We start from the raw sequence: 23,666 nt of genomic DNA on the forward strand, positions 1-23,666 counted from the left end.
TATCCGATCAACCGTCGTTTTCGCACATCGTGCGGCCTCGACGGCCCTTCGCGTAAGACGTTTTGTACGAGTTGTTCATGAGAGGACCGATTTTCATGGCCGATGCCTCCACCGGCAAGGTGACCTTCGTCGGTGCCGGCCCCGGCGCCGCCGACCTGCTGACGTTCCGTGCCGCGCGCGCCATCGCCGAGGCCGATGTCGTGATCTGGGCGGCGAGCCTGGTGCAGGCGGAGGTCCTCGAGCACGCGCGCGAGGGCGCGGAGATCCTCGACTCGGCGACCATGTCCCTGGAGGACGTCGTCGCCGTCTACGAGCGGGCGCATGCCGAGGGGCTGCGCGTGGCCCGTATCCACTCCGGCGATCCCGCCCTGTGGGGCGGCACCCAGGAGCAGCTCGACCGGTGCGCCGGGATCGGCATCGCCACCGAGGTCGTCCCCGGTGTCTCCGCGTTCTCCGCCGTCGCCGCACTCTCGCAGCGTGAGCTGACCATCCCCGAGGTCGCGCAGTCCGTGATCCTCACCCGGCTCGGCGGCGGCAAGACGCCGATGCCGCCCGGGGAGGAGGTGCGGGAGTTCGCCAGGCACGGCACCACCATGGCGCTGTTCCTGTCGGCCGCCCGCAGCGGGCAGCTGGTGCGGGAGCTGCTGGAGGGCGGCTATCCGACGTCCACGCCGGTCGTGGTCGCCTACCAGGCGACCTGGCCGGAGGAGCTGCTGGTGCGCTGCACCATCGGCACCCTGGAGGAGACGGTCAAGGAGCACAAGCTCTGGAAGCACACCCTGTTCCTGGTCGGCCCGGCGCTGGACGCCGAGGGCACCCGGTCGCACCTGTACCACCCCGGTCACTTCCACGGCTTCCGCAAGGCCGACCCTCAGGCCCGCCGGGCCCTGCGCGAACGAGGGGCGAGTACGTGAGCGGCCCGATCACGGTCGTCGGCACGGGGACGGGGGCGCCCGTCCCCGCCGAGGTGCTGGCCGGCGCCGGGCTGGTCGTCGGCGGGCGGCGCCACCTGGCCGCGGCCGCGGTGCCGCCGGACGCCGAGCAGGTCGTCCTCGGCCCGCTGGCGCCGGCCCTGGACGCCGTCGAGCGGCACCTGCAGAAGGGGGCCCGGGTGGTCGTGCTGGCCTCCGGCGACCCCGGGTTCTTCGGGATCGTGCGGGTGCTGGCCGAGCGGTTCGGGTCCGGCCGGCTGGACGTGCGGCCCGGGGTGTCGTCCGTCGCCGCCGCGTTCGCGCGGGCCGGGCTGACGTGGGACGACGCGGTGGTCGTCAGTGCGCACGGCAGGGCGCTGCGGACGGCGGTGAACGTGTGCCGGGCGCGGCCGAAGGTGGCCGTGCTGACGGGGCCGGGCAGCGGGCCGGCCGAGTTGGGGGCCGCGCTGCGCGGTGCCGGCCGGGTCCTGGTCGTCGCCTCCGCGCTCGGTTCGGGGGCGGAGCGGGTGGAGCGGGTGAGGCCCGCAGAGGCCGCCGGGCGGGACTGGGGGGCGGACGTCAGCGTGGTGCTGTGTCTCGACGAGACGCGCGCGACGGGCGGGGTGCGTACAGTCGCCGGTGCGCCGGCCGGGCCCGAGCTGTGGGCCCTGGACGAGGGCGCGTTCGCACACCGGGACTCGATGATCACCAAGTTCGAGGTACGGGCCCTCGCGCTCGCCCGGCTCGGACCGCGCCTCGGCGACCTGGTGTGGGACGTCGGCGCGGGTTCCGGCTCGGTGGCCGTCGAGTGCGCCCGGTTCGGTGCCGCCGTCACCGCGGTCGAGAAGAGCGCGGACGGCGTCGAACGGATCCGTGCCAACGCCGCCGCCCACGGCGTGGACGTCGAGGTCGTGCACGGCGCGGCACCGGCCGCGCTGGGCGGACTCGACGACCCGGACGCCGTGTTCGTCGGCGGCGGCGGGGCGGATCTGCCCGCCATCGTCGGCGCCTGCGCCCGGCGCGCCCGGCGGACCGTCGTGGTCGCCATGGCCGCGCTGGACCGCGTACCGGCCGCGCGCGAGGCGCTGACCGGTGCCGGGTTCGACTGCGACGGCGTGCTGCTGCAGTCGTCGCGGCTCGCTCCGCTGCCGGGGGATGTCACCCGGCTCGCGGCGACCAACCCCGTGTTTCTGCTGTGGGGGGTCAGAACCCCCGTGTCTGACGAAGGAGTTGCCCAGTGATCGGCCTCATTTCCGCCACCGCGGCGGGGGCGGCGGCACGCGACCGGCTGGCCGCTGCCCGGCCGGACCGCACGCGCGTGTACGAGGGTCCCGTCGGGGACGCCGTACGGGCCGCGTTCGCTGAGTGCGAGCAGCTCGTGTGCTTCCTGGCCACGGGCGCGGTCGTCCGGCTGATCGCACCGCTGCTGGGCGACAAGAGCGCCGACCCCGGTGTGGTGTGCGTCGACGAGGGCGGCCGGTTCGCTGTGTCGCTGGTCGGCGGCCACGGCGGCGGCGCCAACGAACTCGCCCGCGAGGTCGGCGAGTTGCTGGGGGCGGAGCCGGTGGTGACCACGGCGACGGACTCGGTGGGCCTGGCGGGTCTGGACACGCTCGGGCTGCCGGTCGAGGGAGCCGTCGCGGCCGTGTCGCGGGCGCTGCTGGACGGCGAACCGGTCGCCCTGGACGCCGAGTTGCGCTGGCCGCTGCCCGCGCTGCCGGTCGCCGCGCAGGGTGCGTACACGATCCGGGTGACCGACCGGGCCGTCGAGCCCGGAGAGCGCGAGGTCGTGCTGCGGCCGCCCTCCCTCGTCGTCGGCGTCGGCGCCTCCAAGGGCGCGCCGGTCGAGGAGGTACTGGACCTGGTCGAGGGGGCGCTGCGGGACGCGGGCCTCTCCCCCGCCTCGCTCGCCGAACTGGCCACCGTCGACGCCAAGGCCGACGAGCCGGGGATCGTGCGGGCGGCCGAGCGGCTGGGCGTGCCGCTGGTGACGTACTCCGCCGAGGAGTTGGCGGCGGTCGACGTGCCCAACCCGTCCGAGGCCCCCCTCGCGGCGGTCGGCACGCCGTCGGTCGCCGAGGCCGCGGCCCTCCTGCGGGGCGGCGAACTCCTCGTCCCCAAGCGGAAGTCCGCGGCGAGTCCCGCGATGGCGACCTGCGCGGTCGTACGGCGTCCCGCGCGCGGCCGGCTCGCGGTCGTGGGCCTCGGCCCCGGCGCCCGCGACCTGCTCACCCCGCGCGCCGAGGCAGAACTGCGGCGCGCCTCCGTCCTCGTCGGCCTCGACCAGTACGTCGACCAGATCCGCGACCTGCTGCGGCCCGGCACCCGCGTCCTGGAGTCGGGGCTGGGCGCCGAGGAGGAGCGGGCCCGTACGGCGGTCGCCGAGGCCCGCGAGGGGCAGGCCGTCGCGCTGATCGGCAGCGGGGACGCCGGCGTGTACGCCATGGCCTCGCCCGCGCTGGCCGAGGCGTCGGACGACATCGACGTGGTCGGCGTGCCCGGCGTCACCGCCGCGCTCGCGGCCGGGGCGCTCCTCGGGGCACCCCTCGGCCACGACCACGTCTCCATCAGCCTCTCCGACCTGCACACCCCCTGGGAGGTCATCGAGCGGCGGGTGCGCGCGGCGGCCGAGGCGGACCTCGTGGTCACCTTCTACAACCCGCGTTCGCGGGGCCGGGACTGGCAGCTGCCGAAGGCGCTGGCGATCCTCGCCGGGCACCGCGAGCCGGTGACGCCGGTCGGTGTCGTACGCAACGCCTCCCGTCCGGACGAGTCCGCCCGGGTGACGACGCTGGCCGACCTCGACCCGGCGACGGTCGACATGATGACGGTCGTGACCGTGGGCAACACGGCGACCCGCGAGATCGCGGGACGCATGGTGACGCCGCGCGGCTACCGCTGGCAGGAGGAGCCGAAGTGAACCGTGTGATCCACCCGATCGAGGTGGAGTCCTACCGGCGGATGCGCGCCCGCCTGGACACCTCGCACCTCCCGCCGCTGACCCGTGCCGTGGTCGAGCGGGTCGTCCACTCGGCCGCCGACCTCGACTACGCCACCGATCTCGTCATGGACGAGGGCGAGTTGACGAGGGCGCACGCCGCGCTGCACGCCGGTGCGCCTGTGGTCGTGGACGTCGAGATGGTGGCCGCCGGGATCACCCGGCGCGAGACCGTCTGCCGGCTCCGGGACGCCGTCGCCGGGCCGGGTCTCACCCGCTCGGCGCACGCGATCCGGCTCGCCCACGAGCAGGTCGGTCCGGGCGCGATCTGGGTGATCGGCAACGCGCCGACCGCGCTGGAGGAGCTGCTGACCCTGGACGCCGACCCGGCGCTCGTCATCGGACTGCCCGTCGGCTTCGTCGGCGCGGTCGAGTCCAAGGCCGCGTTGCGCGAGAGCGGGCTGCCCGCCGTGAGCAACGTGTCCGAGAAGGGCGGGTCGGCGGTCGCCTCCGCCGCGCTCAACGCCCTGCTGTACCACCCCACTTCACCGTCCGAGGAGACATCGTGACCACCCCGCCGCCCGCCCTGCTCATCGCCGGTCACGGCACCCGGGACGAGGCCGGGGCCGAGGCGTTCCGCGACTTCGTGCGGGAGCTCGGCCGCCGCCACCCCGAACTGCCCGTCGCCGGCGGCTTCATCGAGCTGTCGCCGCCGCCGCTGGGCGACGCGGTCGCCGAACTGGTGGAGCGCGGGGTGCGCCGGTTCGCCGCCGTCCCGCTGATGCTGGTGTCCGCCGGCCACGCCAAGGGCGACATCCCGGCGGCGCTGGCCCGCGAGAAGGAACGGCACCCGGGGATCTCCTACACCTACGGCCGCCCCCTGGGCCCGCACCCCGCGTTGCTGTCGGTCCTGGAGCGGCGGCTTGACGAGGCCCTGGGCGGTGGCGCCCGCACCCCCGAGGAGCGGGCCGACGTGACCGTGCTGCTGGTCGGGCGCGGCTCCACCGACCCCGACGCCAACGCCGAGGTGCACAAGGCGGCCCGGCTGCTGTGGGAGGGGCGCGGGTACGCGGGCGTGGAGACGGCGTTCGTGTCGCTGGCGGCGCCCGACGTGCCCAGCGGACTCGACCGGTGCCTGAAGCTCGGGGCGCGCAGGATCGTCGTGCTCCCCTACTTCCTGTTCACCGGCATCCTGCCGGACCGGGTGAAGGAGCAGACCGAGGCGTGGGCGGCCGCGCATCCGGAGACCGAGGTGCTCTCGGCCGAGGTCATCGGCCCGGAGCCGGAGCTCCTCGACCTCGTCATGGAGCGGTACCGGGAGGCCGTGCGGGGCGATCTGCGCATGAACTGCGACTCGTGCGTGTACCGCATCGCCCTGCCCGGCTTCGAGGACAAGGTCGGTCAGCCGCAGCAGCCGCACTTCCACCCCGACGACGACGGCCACCATCACCACCACGGCCACCACCACGGCGGTCACGCCCATGCGCACTGAGGACGGCGCCGGGCACGATCTGCGGCACCACGGCGACGCCGAGGTGCGCGACGGCGGGGCCGCACTGGTCGACCTCGCCGTCAACGTCCGCGCGGACACGCCCCCGGCCTGGCTGCGGGAGCGGATCGCCGGATCGCTGGGCTCGCTCGCGGCCTACCCCGACGGGCGGGCCGCGCGGGCGGCGGTGGCGGCCCGGCACGGGCTGCCGGTGGAGCGGGTGCTGCTCACCGCGGGTGCCGCGGAGGCGTTCGTGCTGCTGGCGCGCGCCCTGAAGGTGCGCCGGCCGGTCGTGGTGCACCCGCAGTTCACCGAGCCGGAGGCGGCGCTGCGGGACGCCGGGCACACGGTGGACCGGGTGCTGCTGCGCGAGGAGGACGGCTTCCGGCTCGACGCGGCGGCCGTCCCCGAGGACGCCGACCTGGTGGTGATCGGCAACCCGACGAACCCGACGTCGGTCCTCCACCCGGCCGCCACCGTCGCCGCACTCGCCCGCCCCGGGCGGACGCTGGTGGTGGACGAGGCCTTCATGGACGCGGTGCCGGGCGAGCGGGAGGCGCTGGCGGGCCGCACGGACGTGCCCGGCCTCGTCGTGCTGCGCAGCCTCACCAAGACCTGGGGTCTGGCCGGGCTGCGCATCGGATACGTCCTCGCCGCCCCGGAGACGATCGCCGACCTGGAGCGGGCGCAGCCGCTGTGGCCGGTCTCCACCCCGGCGCTGGCCGCCGCCGAGGCCTGCGTGGGCTCGCAGGCGCTCGCTGAGGCCGCCCACGCCGCCCACCGGATCGCCGCCGACCGGGCTCATCTCGTCGCGGGACTGCGCGAGTTCGCCGCGGACGGGCTGCGGGTGGCGGAGCCCGCCGAGGGCCCCTTCGTCCTCGTACGGCTGCCGAGGGCGCGGGCCGTCCGCGGCCACCTGCGGGACCTGGGCTTCGCGGTACGGCGGGGCGACACCTTCCCGGGGCTCGGCGAGGACTGGCTGCGGCTGGCGGTACGGGACCGGACCACGGTCAACTCCTTCCTCCAGGCCCTGGACCGAGCGATGACACTGGCCGCCCACTGAGCCCACGGGACTCGATGGGGTGCCCTCGGAGAGGCCTGCTCGGGACCCGCCAGGAATTACGCGCCACGGGTGAACCGGCGGCCGTCCGCCGCCGGTTCACCCCTATCGTGCTTTCGACGTGAATGTCTTCGACGCACGGGGCACAGCCGTTCCACGCGTCAGCCGACGACCCGCCCGTTCAGCATGATCCGCCGGGGCGCGGCCAGCACCCGTACGTCGGCCCGCGGATCGTCCTCGTACACCACGAGGTCCGCCGCCGCGCCCTCCTCCAGTCCCGGCCGCCCGAGCCACTTGCGCGCACCCCAGGTGGTGGCCGACAGGGCCTCGACGGCGGGGATGCCCGCGGTGACCAGCTCGGCGACCTCGCCCGCCACCAGCCCGTGGGCGAGGTGGCCGCCCGCGTCGGTGCCGACGAACACCGGGATCCCGGCGTCGTAGGCGCTCCGCACGGTGTCGTAGCGGCGCTCGTGCAGGCGGCGCATGTGCGCGGCCCACTCGGGGTACTTCCGCTCGCCGCCGGCCGCGAGCTGCGGGAACGTCGCGATGTTGACGAGGGTGGGGACGATGGCGACACCGCGCTCGGCGAACAGCGGGATCAGGTCGTCGGTCAGTCCAGTGGCGTGCTCGATGCAGTCGATGCCGGCCTCGACCAGGTCCCGCAGGGAGCTCTCGGCGAAGCAGTGCGCGGTGACGCGGGCGCCAAGCCGGTGGGCCTCGGCGATGGCGGCCTCGACCGCGTCCCGCGGCCAGCTGGGCGCCAGGTCGCCGAGTCCGCGGTCGATCCAGTCGCCGACCAGCTTGACCCAGCCGTCGCCGCGCCGGGCTTCCCGGGCGACGTACCCGACCAGGTCCTCCGGCTCGATCTCGTGGGCGTAGCCGCGCATGTAGCGGCCGGTGCGGGCGATGTGCCGGCCCGCCCGGACGATCTTCGGCAGGTCCTCGCGGTCGTCGACCCAGCGGGTGTCCGAGGGGGAGCCGGCGTCGCGGATGAGCAGGGTGCCCGCGTCCCGGTCGGTCAGCGCCTGCTTCTCGGCCACGTCCTCGGGCACCGGGCCGTGCGGGCCGAGCCCGACATGGCAGTGGGCGTCGACCAGGCCGGGCAGGGCCCAGCCGTCGACGGTCCTCACGTCGCGGGCGTCCGCGGGACGGTCGTAGGAGATCCGGCCGTCGATCACCCACAGTTCGTCCCGGACGTCCTCGGCCCCGGCCAGGATCCGGCCCTTCACGTGCAGCACCGCGTGTTCGCTCATGCCCCGCACCTTAGGACCTGTCCGTCACCGCTCCCACGGCGGCGGTCCCTCGAAGGCGAGGGGGTGGACGTCGAACAGGACCGCCGCCTCGACGCCGAGCGCGGGGCCGCCCTGGCGGGCCGCCCAGGTCAGGAAGGGCCGCGGCTCGAAGCCCGCCGCGCCGAGGCCCTTGGTGTACTCGGCGTGGGCGGCAAGGGAGGCGATGCCCCGCTCCAGCGGCTCACCGGAGATGTCCACGCCGTGGGTGGGCCGCTCGGCGCCGGCGAAGCACACGAAGCGCACGCCGCCCCAGGGTTCGAGGCCCTCGTCGGCGAGTTCGGGGAAGATCCACCGGTTGCCCGCGTCCCGGGCCGCGTCGAGCGCCGCGAGGCCCACGACGCGGTGGTCGGCCTGGTTGACCATGCCGCCGATCATGCGCACCGTACGAGGGCCGGTGACCAGCACCTCGGGCCGGTGCCGGCGGATCGCCCGCACGATGTCGCGGCGCAGGGCCGGGCCGTACTCCACGATCCCGTCCCGGTGGTCGAGGAACTCGACCGTCTCCACGCCCACTTCGCGGGCGCCGGCGCGCTCCTCCGCCTCGCGCAGCGGTCCCGCCTCGTCGGGGTGCAGTGCGTCGATGCCCGCCTCGCCGCGCGTGACCAGCAGATACGTCACCCGCTTGCCCTGCGCCGTCCAGCGGGCCACGGCCGAGGCCGTCCCGTACTCGATGTCGTCCGGGTGGGCGGCCACGGCCAGGCCGCGCTCCCAGTCCTCCGGCAGCGCGGGCAGGGGTGTGTCCGGGCCGAAGCCGGCGGGCTCGTCATGAGTCGTCATGGCCCGAATGGTGGCGGTTCCAGCCGTGTGGGCGACAGAGGAATGTATGTCCCCGTTTCGTACGCCCGTGTCAGCCGCTGCCGCCCACCTGGTCCGAGGTCTCCTCCTCCACCTGCGCCATCGCCGGGTCGAGCAGCCGGGAGAGGAAGTGGCGGGTGCGCTCGTGGCGCGGGGCGCCGATGACCTGTCCGGGGCTGCCGTCCTCGACGATCACCCCGCCGTCCATGAAGACGACCCGGTCGGCGACCTCGCGGGCGAACGTCATCTCGTGTGTGACGACCATCATGGTCATGCCCTCGTCGGCAAGCATGCGCATCACCGCGAGGACGTCCCCGACCAGTTCCGGGTCGAGGGCCGAGGTCGGCTCGTCGAAGAGCATCACCTCGGGGCCCATGGACAGCGAGCGGGCGATCGCCACCCGCTGCTGCTGGCCGCCGGAGAGGGAGGCGGGGTAGGCGTCCGCCTTCTCCGACAGTCCCACCCGCTCCAGGTTCTCGGCCGCGACCTTCGCTGCCGCGGCCTTGTCCCGGCGCAGCACCCGGCGCTGGGGCAGGGTGAGGTTCTCGGTGACCGTCAGGTGCGGGAAGAGGTTGAACTGCTGGAAGACCATGCCGATACGGCGGCGTACGGCGTCGATGTCGACGTCCGGGTCGGTGAGTTCGGTGCCGCCGACGAAGACCTGCCCCTTGGTCGGCTCCTCCAGGAGGTTCACGCACCTCAGCAGCGTCGACTTGCCCGAGCCCGAGGGGCCGATGACGCACACGACCTCGCCCTGGCCGATCTCCAGGTCGATGCCGCGCAGGACCTCGTTGTCCCCGAACGACTTGTGCAGGTCCCGGACTTCGATCTCCGGGCCCGCCGGGGGCCGCTGTTCGCTCATTTGACGGCCTCCTGGGCCTTCGCCTCCATGCGGCGCACGACGAAGCCGAGCGGGATGGTGACCAGCAGGTAGCACAGCCCGGCGACGAGGATGGGCGTGGAGTTGGCGGTCGTACTGGCCAGGTCGCGGCCGTACTTGGACAGTTCGCGCTCCTCCAGGGTGACGCCGAGGAAGAGCACCAGCGAGGAGTCCTTGAAGAGCAGGACGAGTTCGTTGGTCAGCGGCGGGAGGATGATGCGGAACGCCTGCGGGACGATGATGGAGGTCATCGCGCGGGCGGGTGAGAAGCCCAGTGAACGGGCCGCCTCCATCTGCCCCTTGGGCACCGCCTGGATGCCGGCGCGGATGGTCTCCGCCATGTAGGCGGCGGCGACCAGGCCGAGGGCCAGGGCCACCTTCCCGTAGGTGCCGCCGACGATCTCCGTGCCGGGGAAGGCCAGGGGGACGGCGACCCCGATGAAGATGAAGATCAGCAGGGCCGGCAGACCGCGGAAGATCTCGATGTAGACGCCGGCGAGCCAGCGGTACGGCCCCACGGACGACAGTCGCATCAGGGCGATGACCATGCCCAGCGCCAGCCCCACCACGAACCCGGACAGCGTGTACAGCACGGTGTTCTTCAGCGCCAGTGTGATGACGTCCGGGAACATCTGCTGGGCGATGCTGCCCTGCGCGAACTGGTTCTTCAGCCGCCCCCAGTCCGCCGAGACCGCGAAGGCGATCACGGCGGCGACGAAGACGACGTACTGGACTCCCCGCGACAGGCTGCGCTTCTGCCGCCGGGTCAGCCCCTTCTTCTTCGGCTGGAGTCGTACGTCGGTGGTGGTCATGAGGCGGACGGGGAGGCCGCGGCGGCGTCGTAGGGACCGATCCACTTCTCGTACAGCTTCTTGTACGTGCCGTCGGCCTTCGCGTTCTTGATCGCCTTGTTGATGGCGGCGAGGAGTTCGGTGTTGCCCTTCTTCACCGTGAAGCCGTACTGCTCACCGGTGTTGATCTGGCCGGCGAGCTTGAAGGCGTCCGCGTTGGCCTTGTCCTTCAGCCAGCCCTGGACGACCGGGTAGTCGATGACGACGGCCTTGACCTGGCCGGTGCGCAGACCGTTGAGGACGGCGTCGGAGGACTCGAAGGAGACCGGGTCGAAGCCCTGCTTCTTGGCGTAGTCCTCGCCCGTGGTCTGCGCCTGGGCGCCGATCTTGACCTTCTTCGCCTTCGCGTCGGCGAGCGAGGTGATGCCGCTGTTCTTGTCGACGAGCAGGGCCTGGGTGGCGTCGAAGTAGGGGTCGGAGAAGTCGACGTTCTTCTTGCGCTCGGCGGTGATGGTCATGCCGGCCGCGGCCAGGTCGCACTCGCCGGAGTTGAGGAAGGCGCCGGTCTTGAAGTTCTCGAAGGGCGTGTCGAGGATCTGCTGCTTCACGCCGAGGTCCTTGGCGACGAGGTCGATCATCGACACGTCGAAGCCCTGCACCTTGCCGTCGATCTCCGACTGGAAGGGCGGGTAGGGCAGATGGGTGCAGGTGGTGAGCTGACCGGCCTTGACGAGCCTGACCCCGCCGGCGGCGGTCTTGCTGCCGCTGCCGCCGTCGCCGCTGGAGGTGCAGGCGGCCACGAGCACCAGCCCGGCCGTGGCGGTGGTGGCGGCCAGGACGCGGGTCCGGCGCCCGGAGAACGTTGTCACGGGGTGGCCTCCTGTGTGGGAACTGAGGGTTCCGATTATAAGGAGAAGTTTGGGTCTCTCAAATCAAACCGATGGTTGCGAGGCCGCCCGGCCTAAGAAGTCGCAAGTGCGGGGAGTCCACCGGCGGGTCACGAGGGGTGGATACCCTCGACTGAGCCGACCACTCGTGAGCGAAGAGAGCACTGCCGTGACCCACCCCTTCCTCGACCTGCCCCCGCTGAGCGCCGCGCACTTCGCCTCCGTCGAGGACCGGGTGGCCCGGCTGCTCGGCACCGAGCACGACGTCGTGATCATGCAGGGTGAGGCGTTGCTGCCGCTGGAAGGGGCGATCCGCGGGACGGCGGGTCCCGGGACCACCGCCCTGAACGTGATCACCGGGCCGTACGGGCAGACGTTCGGGAACTGGCTGCGGGACTGCGGGGCGACGGTGATCGACCTGGCGGTGCCGTTCCACACGGCGGTGAGCGCCGGGCAGATCCGGGAGGCCTTCGCCGAGCACCCGGAGATCGACTTCGTCTCCCTGGTGCACGCGGAGGCGGCGACCGGCAACACCAACCCGGTCGCCGAGATCGGGGAGGTGGTACGGGAACGGGGCGCGCTGTTCTACCTGGACGCGGTCGCCTCCGTCGGCGCCGAGCCGGTGCTGGTGGACGCGTGGGGCGTGGACCTGTGCGTCATCGGCGCCCAGAAGGCGATGGGCGGGCCCGCCGGGGTGTCGGCGGTGTCGGTGAGCGAGCGGGCCTGGGCGCGGATGACGGCGAACCCCGGGGCACCTCGCCGGTCCTACCTCTCCCTGCTGGACTGGAAGGAGCGGTGGCTCGACGGCGGGCGGAAGGTGCTGCCGCACGCTCCGGCGCAGTTGGAGATGCTCGCGCTGGAGGCCTGCCTCGAGCGGATCGAGGCGCAGGGGCTGGAGACGGTGATGGGCCGGCACCGTGCGGCGGCCGCGGCCACCCGGGCCGGGGCGGTGGCCCTGGGCGGAGGCCTGGAGCCCTACGTGCACGAGCCGCGGGAGGCGGCGCCCGTGGCCACGACGCTCAGGACGCCGGCCGGCGTTGCGGCGTCGGAGCTGGTGGCGCGGGCCCTGGCGGCGGACCCGACGCTGCCATTGGCCGCCGGCGGGGGTGCGTTGGCCAAGGAGATGATCCGGGTCAACCACTACGGCGCGGACGCAACGGTGGGGGTCGTGCAGGGATGCCTGGCGGCGCTGGGGACCGCGCTGGCGGAGAAGGGACCGGCGGTGGACCTGGAGGGGGCGCGCCGGGCGGCGGAGAACGCCTGGCGCTGACCGCGACCGCAACGACGCCTCGCCGTCGGACCCGCGTGCCATGCTGCCCGCATGACCATCGAGACGCGCCCCACCCTTCCCGACGGCCGCCCCGTCCCCCAACTCACCGGCGACGAACGCCCCATGCTCGACAGCTGGCTCGACTTCCATCGCGCCACGCTGGAGCTGAAGTGCAAGGGACTGGACGACGCCCAGGTGCGGGCCGCGGCGGCCGAACCGTCGGTGCTCACGCTGCTCGGGCTGGTGCAGCACATGTCCGAGGTGGAGCGGAACTGGTTCCAGCGGACGGTGGCGGGGCTGGACGTACCGCCGGTCTACGGGGAGGGAAACGAGAGCGGGTACGGGCTCGATCCCGCGCGGGGTCTGCAGGAGGCGCTGGACGTCTGGCGCCGGGAGATCGCCCGGGGACGGGAGCTGTGCGCCGGACGGCCGCTGGAACAGACCGGGCGTCTGGCGGACGGCCCCATGGCCGGCGTCGAGGTGAGTCTGCGGTGGGTGCTCATTCACATGATAGAGGAGTACGCCCGGCACAACGGACACGCGGATATTCTTCGCGAGCGCATCGACGGAGTTACCGGCGCCTGAATTCGGCATAATTACTCTATTAGCTTTTCCGGGTAGCTTCCCGTTCTCTTCTGCCCGCTTTCCCCGACCCTAAACGCAAAGATTTCGCGAACGCCGACGGGGGTAATTCGGGCAGATCTCGTGAGGGTTACACGGTTGTGACGCGTTACACAAGCGGCCCGTTTTGTGCGGTATTTACCCGCCAAACCGGGCCATTTCTGCCCGATCCCAGGGCCCGACTCGCGCCCGCGTGATAACACACGCACCGTCCACACGTAACCCCGATCGGCCATGCATTTTTGAATTCCTCTCGGTAAGTTCAATTCGCATGACTGCCGCACAAGCAGACTCAGCACAGTTGCAAATCGACCGTCCCTCGGTAACGGACGGTGCCGCGCTGTGGCGGATAGCGCGCGACTCGAAGGTGCTCGACCTGAACTCGTCGTACAGCTATCTGCTGTGGTGCCGCGACTTCGCCGCCACCTCGGCCGTGGCGCGCGACGAGCACGGCGAGGCCGTCGGCTTCGTCACCGGCTACGTACGGCCGGACCGTCCGCGCACCCTGCTGATCTGGCAGGTGGCGGTCGACGAGGCCCAGCGCGGGCGGGGACTGGCCGCCGCACTGCTGGACGGGCTCGTCGCCCGCTGCTCCGGCGAACACCGGATCACCGCCGTCGAGACCACCATCACACCCGGCAACACCGCCTCCGAGCGCCTGTTCACCTCGTTCGCCGAGCGGCACGGCGCCGAGGTGGAACGCGAGGTGCTGTTCGACACCGGCCTGTTCCCCGACGGCCCGCACGACCCGGAAGTGCTGTACCGCATCGGCCCGCTCTCCCTCTGACGCCGGCGCACTCCCTCACCCTCACCCCTCACTCGCACCTGACGACCCCACGCACTCCCCCACGCAACGAGGAGCGATTCGTCGTGACCATCACCCAGCCCGACCTCAGCGTCTTCGAGACCCTCGAGTCCGAGGTGCGCAGCTACTGCCGCGGCTGGCCCACCGTCTTCGACCGTGCGCACGGCAGCCGTATGTACGACGAGGACGGCCACGAGTACCTGGACTTCTTCGCCGGCGCCGGCTCGCTCAACTACGGCCACAACAACCCGGTGCTGAAACGGGCGTTGATCGACTACCTGGAGCGCGACGGCGTCACGCACGGGCTGGACATGTCGACCACCGCCAAGCGGTCCTTCCTGCAGACCTTCCAGGACCTGGTGCTGCGCCCGCGCGACCTGCCGTACAAGGTCATGTTCCCCGGCCCGACGGGTACCAACGCCGTCGAGTCGGCCCTCAAACTGGCCCGGAAGGTGAAGGGCCGCGAGGCCATCGTGTCCTTCACCAACGCCTTCCACGGCATGTCCCTCGGCTCCCTCGCCGTCACCGGAAACGCCTTCAAGCGGGCCGGCGCCGGCATCCCGCTGGTCCACGGCACGCCCATGCCGTTCGACAACTACTTCGAGGGCAAGGTCCCGGACTTCCTGTGGTTCGAGCGGCTGCTGGAGGACCAGGGCTCCGGTCTGAACAAGCCCGCCGCGGTGATCGTGGAGACCGTGCAGGGCGAGGGCGGCATCAACGTGGCGCGCCCCGAGTGGCTGCGCGCGCTCGCCGACCTGTGCGAGCGGCAGGACATGCTGCTCATCGTCGACGACATCCAGATGGGCTGCGGCCGCACCGGCGCCTTCTTCTCCTTCGAGGAGGCCGGCATCACGCCCGACATCGTCACCGTCTCCAAGTCCATCAGCGGCTACGGACTGCCCATGTCGCTGTGCCTGTTCAAGCCGGAGCTGGACATCTGGGAGCCGGGCGAGCACAACGGCACCTTCCGCGGCAACAACCCGGCCTTCGTCACGGCCACCGCCGCGCTGGAGGCGTACTGGGCGGACGGCTCGGCGATGGAGAAGCAGACCCGCACGCGCGGCGAGCAGGTCGAGCGGGCCCTGGCCGCCATCGCCGAGGAGAACCGCGGCGAGGTGAAGGAGTACCGCGGCCGCGGGCTCGTGTGGGGCATGGAGTTCCACGACAAGGAGCGCGCGAACCGGGTCGCGCGGCGCGCCTTCGAACTCGGCCTGCTCATCGAGACGTCGGGCCCGGAGAGCGAGGTCGTCAAGCTGCTCCCGGCGCTGACGGTCACGGCCGACGAACTCGACGAGGGGCTGAGCGTCCTGGCCCGGTCCGTCCGCGAGACCCACTGAGAAACCCGCCGAAAAAGGAGAAGTGCAGCACAGTGATCGTCCGTTCGTTCAAGGAGATCGAAGGCACCGACCGGCATGTGAAATCCGCGTCCGGCACCTGGGAGAGCAAGCGCATCGTCCTGGCCAAGGAGAGGGTCGGCTTCTCGGTGCACGAGACGATCCTCTACGCGGGCACGGAGACCCACATGTGGTACGCCAACCACATCGAGGCCGTCGTCTGCACCCGGGGCGACGCCGAGCTGACCGACCGCGAGACCGGGCAGACCTACCGCATCACGCCCGGCACCATGTACCTCCTCAACGGCCATGAGCGGCACACCCTCAAGGTCAAGGAGGACTTCCACTGCATCTGTGTCTTCAACCCGCCCGTCACCGGCCGGGAGGACCACGACGAGAACGGCGTCTACCCGCTGCTCACCGAACCCGAGGAGGTGTGAGAACCCCATGACCACCGTCACCGATCTCTACCCCACCCGCGGCACCACCGAGGTGTCCGTCCCGCGCCAGGACCCCGTCGTGTGGGGCGCCCCCGACACACCGGGTCCGATCTCGGCCGGCGATCTGCAGTCCTTCGAGCGGGACGGCTTCCTCGCCGTCGACCAGCTCATCGCCCCGGACGAAGTGGGCGTCTACCAGCGTGAGTTGGAGCGGCTGGTCACCGACCCGGAGATCCGGGCCGACGAGCGGTCGATCGTCGAGCCGAAGTCCAAGGAGATCCGCTCGGTCTTCGAGGTGCACCGGATCAGCGAGGTCTTCGCGAAGCTGGTGCGCGACGAGCGGGTCGTCGGCCGGGCCCGGCAGATCCTCGGCTCGGACGTCTACGTCCACCAGTCGCGGATCAACGTCAAGCCCGGTTTCGGGGCCAGCGGCTTCTACTGGCACTCGGACTTCGAGACCTGGCACGCCGAGGACGGCCTGCCCAACATGCGCACGGTGTCCGTCTCGATCGCGCTGACCGAGAACTACGACACCAACGGCGGGCTGATGATCATGCCCGGCTCGCACCGGACGTTCCTGGGCTGCGCCGGCGCCACTCCCAAGGACAACTACAAGAAGTCGCTGCAGATGCAGGACGCGGGCACGCCCTCGGACGAGGCGCTGACCGAGATGGCGAGCGAGTACGGCATCAGGCTCTTCACCGGCAAGGCCGGTTCGGCGACCTGGTTCGACTGCAACGCCATGCACGGCTCCGGCGACAACATCACGCCGTTCCCGCGCAGCAACGTCTTCATCGTGTTCAACAGCGTGGAGAACAAGGCGGTGGAGCCGTTCGCGGCACCGATCCGGCGCCCGGAGTTCATCGCGGCCCGGGACTTCACTCCGGTGAAGTGACCCCCTGAAGCACCGGGCCGGGGCCTCCTCGTGCGGGACGGGAGGCCCCGGCCCGGTCGCGTTCGTCAGCCGGACAGCGCGTCCAGCAGGCGGTCCACGTCGTCCGGCGTGTTGTAGAGGTGGAAGGAGGCGCGCAGATTGCCCGCGCGGTCGGACACCTCGATGCCGGCACGGCTCAGCGCGAGCTGGCGGTCCCCCAGGCCGGGGACCGAGACGATGGCCGAGCCCGGCGCGGGCACGGGCTCGTGCCCGAGGCTCGCGAGCCCCGCGCGGAACCGGTCGGCGAGGGCCACATCGTGCGCGTGGACGGCGGGCACGCCGAGTTCCTCGATCAGCTCGAGCGAGCGGCGCAGTCCGGCGAACGTGAAGAGGGCCGGGGTCAGGTCGAATCGTCGTGCGGAGTGGGCGAGTTCGGCGACCGGTCCGTAGCAGCTGTCCCACGGCCGCTCGCCCGCGACCCACCCGGCGAGCACCGGGGTCAGCCCGCCGAAGTCCTCCGGTACGACGAGGAAGGCCGCGCCGTGCGGGCCGAGCAGCCACTTGAAGGAGACCGTGGCGCTGAAGTCGTAGGCGTCGGCGTCCATCGGCAGCCAGCCGGCGGCCTGCGAGAAGTCGACGTAGGTACGCGCCCCGTGGGCACGGGCGGCCTCGCGCAGGGCGGGCAGGTCGGCGATGCGCCCGTCCGCGGACTGCGCGGCGCTGACGGCGACCAGCGCGGTGCCCGGACGGACGGCCTCCGCGATCCCCTCCAGGGGCACCGAGCGGACCTTGAGGTCGCCGCGGACGTGGAAGGGGTTGAGCACGGAGGTGAAGTCGTCCTCGGCGGTGAGGACTTCGGCGCCGGACGGCAGCGAGGCGGCGATCACCGCGGTGTGCGCGGCGACGGAGGCGCCCGCCGCCACCCGGGTGGCGGGGACACCGGCCAGCCGGGCGTACCCGGCCCGGCAGGCCTCCACGTTCTCGTGCAGCGGGGTCAGCGGCCGGCCCTGGGCCCGCAGCAGCGCCGCCTGGTGCAGGGCGGTCACGGTGCGGGCGGGCAGCAGGCTGTTGCTGGCGGTGTTGAGGTAGGTGCTCTCCGGGGCGAACTCGGCGCGGACGAGGCTCTCGAAGGTCTCCATGGGTCCACTCTGACCCCCGGAGAACCCATAGTCCATTGCCGATTTCTGCGTGGTTTCCCTAAGCGGTGCTTATGGATACACCCCGACCTGCGTCTTCAGTGCTGCGGCACCGCGCATCCGTCGGGGCCGCAGGCGTCCGCGTCACCCTGGTCGAGGAGCTGCAGCGGGGACCGCTCGCCCCAGGCCTGGGTCAGCGCCTGGGTGAAGACCTCGGCGGGCTGGGCGCCGGAGACGCCGTACTTGCGGTCCAGGACGAAGAAGGGGACACCGTTGGCGCCGAGCTCGGCGGCCTCACGCTCGTCGGCGCGGACGTCGTCGGCGTAGGCGGTGGGATCGGCGAGGACCTTACGGGCGTCCTCCGCGGCCAGCCCGGCGGCGACGGCCAGCTCGACCAGCCGCTCCTCGCCCTCGGAGAAGACGGAGCGCTCCTCGGCGAAGTTCGCCTTGTAAAGGACCTGGATCAGCTCGTCCTGCTTCCCCTGCTCCTTGGCGAGGTGCAGCAGGCGGTGCATGTCGAAGGTGTTGCCGTGGTCGCGGTCCCGGGTGCGGTACTCCAGGCCCTCGGCGGCCGCCTGGGCGCCCAGGTTCTCCTCACCGGCCTGGGCCTGGGCCTCGCTCATGCCGTACTTCTTCGTGAGCATGGCGATCACCGGCTGGACGTCGCCCTTGGCGCGGCCGGGGTCCAGTTCGAAGGAGCGGTGCACCACCTCGACCCGGTCGCGGTGCGGGAAGGCGGCGAGCGCCTTCTCGAAGCGCGCCTTGCCCACGTAGCACCAGGGGCACGCTATGTCCGACCAGATCTCGACCTTCATGTTCTCTCCAGCTCGTACGGGTACGGAGGCCACCTCCGCCGAGTGGATGAACGTTCAAGCAGCCGGGATCATTCCCCCGTCACCGCATACCGCAGAAACATGTGGTGATCCCCCTCGGCCGGCGGGTGCGCGGGGTCCGCCACCCAGCCCTGGCGGGCGTAGAAGGCCTGGGCGCGGCGGTTGTCGACGTGCACGTCGAGGACGGCGGCGCGTCGGCCGTCGGCCCGCCACTGCTCGGCGCAGGCGGTGTGCAGGGCCGTACCGACGCCGCGGCGCCAGGCGTCGGGATCCACGTGGAACTGGTAGAGCTTGACCGTTTCCGCGGAGGCGTCCGGCGGGGTGCGGAAGGAGGCGACGGCGACGATGCGGCCCTGCTCGACGAGGCACAGCACCTGGCCGTCCGGCCGCGTGATGGCTCCGTGCCAGGCGGCGAGCCAGTCGGTGCCGTCCTGGGGTACGCCGTCCGGGTAGTAGGTCGCCCGGGCGCGCGTGTGCAGGGCGGTGACGGCCTCGGCCTCGGCGGGCAGCACCGTGCGGATGACCCGGGCGCCCATGACTCGGTCACTGATCATGCAGCGGAGGACGTGTCCGCGGAAGCCGCGGTTCCCAGGCGGCTGAACTGCGTCCGGTACGCGCTCGGCGTCAGACCGGTGCGGCGCACGACGTGGGCGCGCAGCGAGTCGGCGGTGCCCAGGCCGCAGGCGCGGGCCACCTGGTCCATGGGGAGCGTGGTGGTCTCCAGCAACTCCTTCGCGCGCTCGATGCGCTGGTGGAGCAGCCACTGCAGCGGGCTGACCCCGCTCTCGGCGTGGAAGCGGCGGGTGAGCGTCCGTACCGAGACGCCCGCGTGCCGGGCCAGGTCGGTGAGGGAGAGGGGCTTGTCGAGGTGGCGCATGGCCCAGCCCCGGGTGTCGGCGCAGGCGTTGCCGCGCTCCGGGGGCAGCGGGGTGTGCGTGAACTGCGTCTGGCCGCCGGGCCGTACGGGCGCGACCAGGGCGCGCCGGGCGACCTCGTTGGCGACGGCGGCGCCGTAGTCGGTGCGGATGACATGGAGGCAGAGGTCGATGCCGGCGGCGTACCCGGAGGAGGTTACGTAGGGGCCGTCCTGGACGTAGAGGACGTCGCCCTGGAGGTCGACCTGCGGGTAGCGCCTGCGCAGTTCCTCGGCGTGCGCCCAGTACGTCGTCGCTCTGCGGCCCGCCAGCAGGCCCGCCTCGGCGAGCTGGAAGGCGCCGGTGCACAGGGAGGCGACGCGTTTGCCGTCCGCGGCGGCCTCCTTGACGGCGGCCACGATCCGCGGGTCCGGCTCGTACGGCGCCCCGGTGCCGGCGACGACCACCGTGTCCGCCTCCCGCGTGGCGTCGAGGCCGCGGCGGACGTACAGGTCGAGCCCGCCGCTGGTGGGCACCGGACCCGGCTCGGCGGCGCAGATGATCACCTCGTAGCCGGGCCGCCCGTCCACCTCGACCTTGCCGAACAGCATCTCGGGGATGGCGAGGTTGAACATCGACACGGGCGAGGGCGCGATCACGGCGATGCGGTGCGGGGCGAGCGGCTGGGGCATGGCCAGAACCTCCGGTTCCCTGTCGTTCAGGCCACTACTGTACGACGCCGAAGATCCGCAGCATGGACGCATGACGACGAACCGGACCCTGGAGGGCGACGAACTCGCCTCTGTCACAGCCAAGTTGACGACGGAAGCCAGGAAAACCTCGCCCTCGCTCACCCTCACCGCCGCCCTGCTCGGCTTCGCGCTGATCTGCCTCGACGCTTCCGTGGTCAACGTGGCCCTGCCCGCGATCGGCTCCTCCCTGGGCGGCGGGATGGCCGGCTCCCAGTGGGTGGTCGACGCCTACACCCTGCCCTTCGCCGCGCTGATGCTGTCCACCGGGGCCTTCGCGGACCGGTCGGGAGCGAGCCGCGCGTTCGCGCTCGGCACCGGCGTCTTCACGCTCGCCTCGGTCGCCTGCGGCCTGGCGCCGAACCTTCCGGCGCTGATCGGCGCCCGGGTGGTGCAGGGCCTCGCGGCCGCGGTGGTGCTCCCGGCCTCGCTGGCACTGGTGCGGCAGGCGTTCCGGGAGCCGGCGCGACGGGCGCGGGCGGTGGCGACGTGGGCCGCCGGCGGTTCGGCCGCGGTGGCGCTGGGGCCGGTGGCGGGCGGTCTGCTGACCACGGCGTGGGACTGGCGCGGGATCTTCTTCGTCAACCTGCCGGTGGGGGCGCTGATCCTGGCGCTGCTCCTGCGGGCCCCGCGCTCCGAGCGCCGGCCGGCCCCGCTGGACCTGCCGGGGCAGACGACGGCGGTGGTGGCGCTCACGGGCGTGACGTTCGCGGTGATCGAAGGGGGCACGGCGGGCTGGACGGCCCTGGCGGTGGCCCTGCTCGCGGGCGTCGCGTTCTTCCGGATCGAGGCGCGCAGCCCGCACCCGGTGGTCCCGCTCGGCCTGTTCCGCGACCGGACGGTGGCCGTGGCCGTCGCGACGGGGTCGGCGGTCAGCGTCGCCTTCTACAGCGTGGTGTTCGTCTTCTCCCTCTTCTTCCAGCAGGTCCAGGGGCTGTCCGCGCTGCGGGCCGGGCTGGCCTTCCTGCCCATGACCGGCCTGATCGCGGTGACGAACGTGGTCGCGGGCAAGGTCGCGGGGCGGTACGGGGCGAGGGCGCCGATGCTGGTGGGGCAGGCGCTCGCCGTCGCGGGCCTGCTCGTCCTGCTGTACGTCGACGCCGGCACGTCCTCCGTTGTGACGGCCGTGCTGCTCGTACCGCTGGCGCTGGGGTGCGCGCTGACGGTGCCGCCGCTGACGGCGGCGATGATGGACGCGGTGCCGGTGGAGCGGGCGGGGGTGGCGGCGGGGATGCTGAACGCCGCGCGGCAGGTGGCCGGGGGGTTGGGGATCGCGGTGTTCGGGTCGCTGGTGGGGGGTGGGTTCGTGGAGGGGATGCGGGTGGCGTTGCTGATCAGTGCGGGGGCGCTGGTGCTGACCTGGGCGGGTACGTTGCGGTTGCGGTGAGTGCTGGGGGCTGCCCCCCAGACCTCCCTACGGCCCTGGAGGGGCCTTTTCCTCAAACGCCGGACGGGCTGGATATGGGCCGGCGTCCTGGAATGCCGGACGGGCTGGATATGGCGCCCACGGCCTGAATGGTCAGGTGCCGTCCCTCAGGTCCGCCGGCCAGTGGGGGCGGAACCGTATGTGGTCGTACGTCACCACGCAGCCCTCGCCCATCGGGGACTGGGTCATGAAGCCGACCAGGGCCGCGTCCGTCTCCTTCTCGCCGCCCAGGGTGAACAGGCGGACGAAGGTCCAGCGCTCGCCGTCGCGGGAGGCGTGGAAGGCGAAGGCGCGGCCGGTGCGGCTGATCCGCAGCCACACCGAACTGCCTTCGACGGTGAAGGAGTTGGCGTCGTCGGAGTGACCCCGGGTGACCACCGTGCAGACGGTGGGCACGTCCGGGGAGTACTCCAGGCACAGCTTGGCCCAGGCCCGCTCGCCGACGTGGACGTAGAGGACCCCCGCGTCGAACGCCCCCGCGAAGCCGACCGTGACCCGGGCGATCAGCTGGAAGTCCCCTTCGGGCCAGCCCAGCAGCCGCGGGGCGTCCGAGGCGGGTTCCAGCGCCTCGCCGGTGGGCGGCACGAACCGGTCCTGGCGGGGGCCGGCCCACCCGGTGAGCACACCGTCCTCGTAGGACCAGTTGCCCTCGGGGCCGTATGTGCGCAGGGCGAAGGGGAGTTCGGGAAGTTCGACGTCCATCCGGCGATTGTGTCAGGTGGGCCCGTTCAGAGTTCCAGTCGGCCGTTGAACCGACGCGGCAGACCGAGCGGGTTGTCGTCGCGCAGCTCGGGGGGCAGCAGCGCCTCGGGCGCCCCCTGGTACACCACCGGCCGCATCCACCGCTCGATGGCGGTGCCGCCGACGGACGTCGAGGTCGAGGTGGTCGCCGGGTACGGTCCGCCGTGGTGCTGGGCCGGCGCCACGGCGACGCCCGTCGGCCAGCCGTTGACCAGCACCCGGCCGGCCAGCGGCGTCAGCTCCGCGAGGATCTCCGCGCCGCGTCCCTCGCCCGCGGCCTCCTCGGCCGACAGGTGGACCGTCGCCGTGAGGTTGCCGGGCAGGCGCGAGAGGACGGCCTGGACCTGGGCGTCGTCGTCGTAGCGGACGACGACGGTCACCGGGCCGAAGCACTCCTCCAGGAGGAGGTCGTACGCGCCCTCCTCGGTCAGCTTGTCGGCGGCGACGGTCAGGAAGCCGGCGCTCACCGTGTGCTCGCCGCCCGAGCCGGGCGTCACCGGCGACTCCACGTCCGGCAGCCCGGCGCGCTCGGCGACCCCGGCGACGAAGTTGTCGCGCATGCGGTGGTCGAGGAGCACCCCGGCGTCCGTGTCGCTCACGGCGTCGGTCAGCGACTTCAGGAAGCGGTCGCCCGACGCGCTCGCCGGAGCCAGCACCAGGCCGGGCTTCACGCAGAACTGCCCGACGCCGAGGGTCATGGAACCGGCCAGGCCCGCGCCGATGGCCTCCGCGCGCTCGGCGGCCGCGGCCTCCGTGACGACGACGGGGTTCAGGGAGCCCAGCTCGCCGTGGAAGGGGATCGGTACCGGGCGCGCGGCCGCGGCGTCGAACAGGGCCCGGCCGCCCTTGACGGAGCCGGTGAAGCCGGCCGCCGAGACCAGCGGGTGCCTGACCAGCTCGACGCCCGCCTCGAAGCCGTGCACCAGGCCGACGACGCCCTCGGGGATGCCGTGCGCGGCAGCGGCCCGGCGCAGCACCTTGGCGACCAGCTCGGACAGGGCCGGGTGGTCGGGGTGGGCCTTGACGACGACCGGGCAGCCGGCGCCGAGCGCGCTCGCGGTGTCGCCGCCGGCCACGGAGAAGGCGAAGGGGAAGTTGGAGGCCGAGTAGACGGCCACCACGCCCAGCGGCACCTTGTAGCGGCGCAGGTCCGGGATCGGGGGCGTCGCGGTGTCGTCGGGGTGGTTGATGATCACGTCGAGGAAGGCGCCCTCGTCGACGATGTCGGCGAAGGCCCGCAGCTGGAAGCAGGTGCGGGCGAGTTCGCCGGTGAGCCGGACCGGGCCGAGCGCGGTCTCCGCGTCGGCGGTCTCCACGAGCCCGTCCTTGGCCGCCTCCAGCTGCTCGGCGGCGGTGCGCAGGAACGCCGAGCGCAGGGCGCGGTCGGCGAGGGAGGCGCGTGCCGCGTGGGCGGCGCGGACGGCGGCGTCGACCTCCTGGGCTGTGGCCTCCACCGCAACCTGTTCACGCTGCTTCCCGGTTCGGGGGTCGACACTCCAGACTGGTGCTGCTGCCACCGCGGATCCCTCCAGGTGTATCA

The 23,666-nt window shown here is 72.6% G+C and carries 24 protein-coding genes; 13 read left to right on the forward strand and 11 right to left on the reverse strand.

Annotation, left to right across the window (positions count from 1 at the left end):
* The first annotated feature begins 95 nt into the window (after positions 1-95).
* The 6 genes from cobM to cobC are packed head-to-tail and all read left to right on the forward strand — an operon-like array spanning position 96 to position 6,401.
* Entirely contained in the window at positions 96-914 is an 819-nt protein-coding gene (cobM, locus tag FBY22_RS30095; RefSeq protein ID WP_142151121.1) for a precorrin-4 C(11)-methyltransferase, read from the forward strand.
* Complete coding sequence (gene cbiE, locus FBY22_RS30100) at positions 911-2,152, forward strand: precorrin-6y C5,15-methyltransferase (decarboxylating) subunit CbiE (RefSeq protein WP_174267297.1); 1,242 nt, start codon at positions 911-913, stop codon at positions 2,150-2,152. The genes cobM and cbiE overlap by 4 nt, the downstream gene beginning before the upstream one ends.
* Positions 2,149-3,831: a precorrin-3B C(17)-methyltransferase gene (gene cobJ, locus FBY22_RS30105; RefSeq protein WP_142151122.1), complete on the forward strand. Its 1,683-nt coding sequence runs from the start codon at positions 2,149-2,151 to the stop codon at positions 3,829-3,831. The genes cbiE and cobJ overlap by 4 nt, the downstream gene beginning before the upstream one ends.
* Positions 3,828-4,418, forward strand: coding sequence for a precorrin-8X methylmutase (locus tag FBY22_RS30110; protein WP_142151123.1), 591 nt, complete (start codon positions 3,828-3,830; stop codon positions 4,416-4,418). The genes cobJ and FBY22_RS30110 overlap by 4 nt, the downstream gene beginning before the upstream one ends.
* Positions 4,415-5,341 carry a sirohydrochlorin chelatase gene (locus tag FBY22_RS30115; RefSeq protein WP_142151124.1) on the forward strand — a complete coding sequence of 309 codons (927 nt, stop codon included), beginning with the start codon at positions 4,415-4,417 and terminating at the stop codon, positions 5,339-5,341. Before FBY22_RS30110 ends, FBY22_RS30115 begins: the two co-directional genes overlap by 4 nt.
* Positions 5,331-6,401: an Rv2231c family pyridoxal phosphate-dependent protein CobC gene (cobC, locus tag FBY22_RS30120; RefSeq protein ID WP_260845211.1), complete on the forward strand. Its 1,071-nt coding sequence runs from the start codon at positions 5,331-5,333 to the stop codon at positions 6,399-6,401. Before FBY22_RS30115 ends, cobC begins: the two co-directional genes overlap by 11 nt.
* A 158-nt stretch (positions 6,402-6,559) precedes the next feature.
* Here cobC and FBY22_RS30125 read toward each other — a convergent pair whose 3' ends face one another.
* The 5 genes from FBY22_RS30125 to FBY22_RS30145 all read right to left on the reverse strand — a co-directional run bounded on the left by FBY22_RS30125 (position 6,560) and on the right by FBY22_RS30145 (position 11,025).
* A complete protein-coding gene (locus tag FBY22_RS30125) occupies positions 6,560-7,651 on the reverse strand; it encodes an amidohydrolase family protein (RefSeq protein WP_142151126.1) in 1,092 nt (363 codons plus the stop codon).
* A gap of 24 nt (positions 7,652-7,675) precedes the next feature.
* On the reverse strand, positions 7,676-8,467 hold the full coding sequence (locus FBY22_RS30130; RefSeq protein WP_142151127.1) for a PIG-L deacetylase family protein: 792 nt from the start codon (positions 8,465-8,467) through the stop codon (positions 7,676-7,678).
* A 70-nt stretch (positions 8,468-8,537) separates the two neighbouring features.
* Positions 8,538-9,347 carry an amino acid ABC transporter ATP-binding protein gene (locus tag FBY22_RS30135; protein WP_142151128.1) on the reverse strand — a complete coding sequence of 270 codons (810 nt, stop codon included), beginning with the start codon at positions 9,345-9,347 and terminating at the stop codon, positions 8,538-8,540.
* Positions 9,344-10,177, reverse strand: coding sequence for an amino acid ABC transporter permease (locus tag FBY22_RS30140; protein ID WP_142151129.1), 834 nt, complete (start codon positions 10,175-10,177; stop codon positions 9,344-9,346). Before FBY22_RS30140 ends, FBY22_RS30135 begins: the two co-directional genes overlap by 4 nt.
* Complete coding sequence (locus FBY22_RS30145; protein ID WP_142151130.1) at positions 10,174-11,025, reverse strand: transporter substrate-binding domain-containing protein; 852 nt, start codon at positions 11,023-11,025, stop codon at positions 10,174-10,176. The genes FBY22_RS30140 and FBY22_RS30145 overlap by 4 nt, the downstream gene beginning before the upstream one ends.
* A 187-nt stretch (positions 11,026-11,212) precedes the next feature.
* On the opposite strand from FBY22_RS30145, the gene FBY22_RS30150 reads away from it, so the two are divergent.
* From FBY22_RS30150 to thpD, 6 genes are all read left to right on the forward strand, one after another.
* Positions 11,213-12,313 (forward strand): alanine--glyoxylate aminotransferase family protein, encoded by a 1,101-nt coding sequence (locus FBY22_RS30150; protein ID WP_142151131.1) that lies wholly within the window; start codon positions 11,213-11,215, stop codon positions 12,311-12,313.
* 51 nt (positions 12,314-12,364) lie between these two features.
* The gene (locus FBY22_RS30155; protein WP_142151132.1) at positions 12,365-12,898 is read left to right on the forward strand and encodes a DinB family protein; all 534 of its coding nucleotides are present in this window, start codon (positions 12,365-12,367) and stop codon (positions 12,896-12,898) included.
* Between the two features lie 307 nt (positions 12,899-13,205).
* A complete protein-coding gene (gene ectA / locus FBY22_RS30160) occupies positions 13,206-13,721 on the forward strand; it encodes a diaminobutyrate acetyltransferase (protein ID WP_142151133.1) in 516 nt (171 codons plus the stop codon).
* A gap of 83 nt (positions 13,722-13,804) precedes the next feature.
* Positions 13,805-15,076: a diaminobutyrate--2-oxoglutarate transaminase gene (gene ectB, locus FBY22_RS30165; protein ID WP_142151134.1), complete on the forward strand. Its 1,272-nt coding sequence runs from the start codon at positions 13,805-13,807 to the stop codon at positions 15,074-15,076.
* 32 nt (positions 15,077-15,108) lie between these two features.
* On the forward strand, positions 15,109-15,513 hold the full coding sequence (locus FBY22_RS30170; protein ID WP_142151135.1) for an ectoine synthase: 405 nt from the start codon (positions 15,109-15,111) through the stop codon (positions 15,511-15,513).
* A gap of 7 nt (positions 15,514-15,520) precedes the next feature.
* A complete protein-coding gene (thpD, locus tag FBY22_RS30175; RefSeq protein WP_142151136.1) occupies positions 15,521-16,408 on the forward strand; it encodes an ectoine hydroxylase in 888 nt (295 codons plus the stop codon).
* Positions 16,409-16,473: 65 nt separating this feature from the next.
* On the opposite strand, the gene FBY22_RS30180 is transcribed toward thpD, so the two are convergent.
* The 4 genes from FBY22_RS30180 to FBY22_RS30195 all read right to left on the reverse strand — a co-directional run bounded on the left by FBY22_RS30180 (position 16,474) and on the right by FBY22_RS30195 (position 19,902).
* On the reverse strand, positions 16,474-17,526 hold the full coding sequence (locus FBY22_RS30180; RefSeq protein ID WP_142151137.1) for an aminotransferase class V-fold PLP-dependent enzyme: 1,053 nt from the start codon (positions 17,524-17,526) through the stop codon (positions 16,474-16,476).
* A 95-nt stretch (positions 17,527-17,621) separates the two neighbouring features.
* Complete coding sequence (locus FBY22_RS30185) at positions 17,622-18,338, reverse strand: DsbA family oxidoreductase (protein ID WP_142151138.1); 717 nt, start codon at positions 18,336-18,338, stop codon at positions 17,622-17,624.
* Between the two features lie 68 nt (positions 18,339-18,406).
* Complete coding sequence (locus tag FBY22_RS30190) at positions 18,407-18,910, reverse strand: GNAT family N-acetyltransferase (protein ID WP_142151139.1); 504 nt, start codon at positions 18,908-18,910, stop codon at positions 18,407-18,409.
* Entirely contained in the window at positions 18,907-19,902 is a 996-nt protein-coding gene (locus FBY22_RS30195; RefSeq protein WP_142151140.1) for a GlxA family transcriptional regulator, read from the reverse strand. Before FBY22_RS30195 ends, FBY22_RS30190 begins: the two co-directional genes overlap by 4 nt.
* A gap of 70 nt (positions 19,903-19,972) precedes the next feature.
* On the opposite strand from FBY22_RS30195, the gene FBY22_RS30200 reads away from it, so the two are divergent.
* Positions 19,973-21,346 (forward strand): MFS transporter, encoded by a 1,374-nt coding sequence (locus FBY22_RS30200; RefSeq protein ID WP_142151141.1) that lies wholly within the window; start codon positions 19,973-19,975, stop codon positions 21,344-21,346.
* Between the two features lie 132 nt (positions 21,347-21,478).
* Here the strand turns inward: FBY22_RS30200 and FBY22_RS30205 are convergent, their stop codons facing one another.
* On the reverse strand, positions 21,479-22,087 hold the full coding sequence (locus tag FBY22_RS30205) for a DUF1349 domain-containing protein (RefSeq protein WP_142151142.1): 609 nt from the start codon (positions 22,085-22,087) through the stop codon (positions 21,479-21,481).
* A 26-nt stretch (positions 22,088-22,113) separates the two neighbouring features.
* Positions 22,114-23,643 (reverse strand): aldehyde dehydrogenase (NADP(+)), encoded by a 1,530-nt coding sequence (locus tag FBY22_RS30210; protein WP_142151143.1) that lies wholly within the window; start codon positions 23,641-23,643, stop codon positions 22,114-22,116.
* Between the last annotated feature and the right edge of the window lie 23 nt (positions 23,644-23,666).

Origin of the sequence: Streptomyces sp. SLBN-31 (assembly GCF_006715395.1) — a bacterium.
Lineage (GTDB): Bacteria > Actinomycetota > Actinomycetes > Streptomycetales > Streptomycetaceae > Streptomyces.

Excerpts from the sequence above, each read along its gene's own strand:
- cobM (WP_142151121.1), top strand. The coding sequence starts at position 96 with ATGGCCGATGCCTCCACCGGCAAGGTGACCTTCGTCGGTGCCGGCCCC.
- cobC (WP_260845211.1), top strand. The coding sequence starts at position 5,331 with ATGCGCACTGAGGACGGCGCCGGGCACGATCTGCGGCACCACGGCGAC.
- FBY22_RS30125 (WP_142151126.1), bottom strand. The coding sequence starts at position 7,651 with ATGAGCGAACACGCGGTGCTGCACGTGAAGGGCCGGATCCTGGCCGGG.
- FBY22_RS30130 (WP_142151127.1), bottom strand. The coding sequence starts at position 8,467 with ATGACGACTCATGACGAGCCCGCCGGCTTCGGCCCGGACACACCCCTG.
- FBY22_RS30135 (WP_142151128.1), bottom strand. The coding sequence starts at position 9,347 with ATGAGCGAACAGCGGCCCCCGGCGGGCCCGGAGATCGAAGTCCGGGAC.
- FBY22_RS30140 (WP_142151129.1), bottom strand. The coding sequence starts at position 10,177 with ATGACCACCACCGACGTACGACTCCAGCCGAAGAAGAAGGGGCTGACC.
- FBY22_RS30155 (WP_142151132.1), top strand. The coding sequence starts at position 12,365 with ATGACCATCGAGACGCGCCCCACCCTTCCCGACGGCCGCCCCGTCCCC.
- ectA (WP_142151133.1), top strand. The coding sequence starts at position 13,206 with ATGACTGCCGCACAAGCAGACTCAGCACAGTTGCAAATCGACCGTCCC.
- thpD (WP_142151136.1), top strand. The coding sequence starts at position 15,521 with ATGACCACCGTCACCGATCTCTACCCCACCCGCGGCACCACCGAGGTG.
- FBY22_RS30180 (WP_142151137.1), bottom strand. The coding sequence starts at position 17,526 with ATGGAGACCTTCGAGAGCCTCGTCCGCGCCGAGTTCGCCCCGGAGAGC.
- FBY22_RS30185 (WP_142151138.1), bottom strand. The coding sequence starts at position 18,338 with ATGAAGGTCGAGATCTGGTCGGACATAGCGTGCCCCTGGTGCTACGTG.
- FBY22_RS30190 (WP_142151139.1), bottom strand. The coding sequence starts at position 18,910 with ATGATCAGTGACCGAGTCATGGGCGCCCGGGTCATCCGCACGGTGCTG.
- FBY22_RS30195 (WP_142151140.1), bottom strand. The coding sequence starts at position 19,902 with ATGCCCCAGCCGCTCGCCCCGCACCGCATCGCCGTGATCGCGCCCTCG.
- FBY22_RS30200 (WP_142151141.1), top strand. The coding sequence starts at position 19,973 with ATGACGACGAACCGGACCCTGGAGGGCGACGAACTCGCCTCTGTCACA.
- FBY22_RS30205 (WP_142151142.1), bottom strand. The coding sequence starts at position 22,087 with ATGGACGTCGAACTTCCCGAACTCCCCTTCGCCCTGCGCACATACGGC.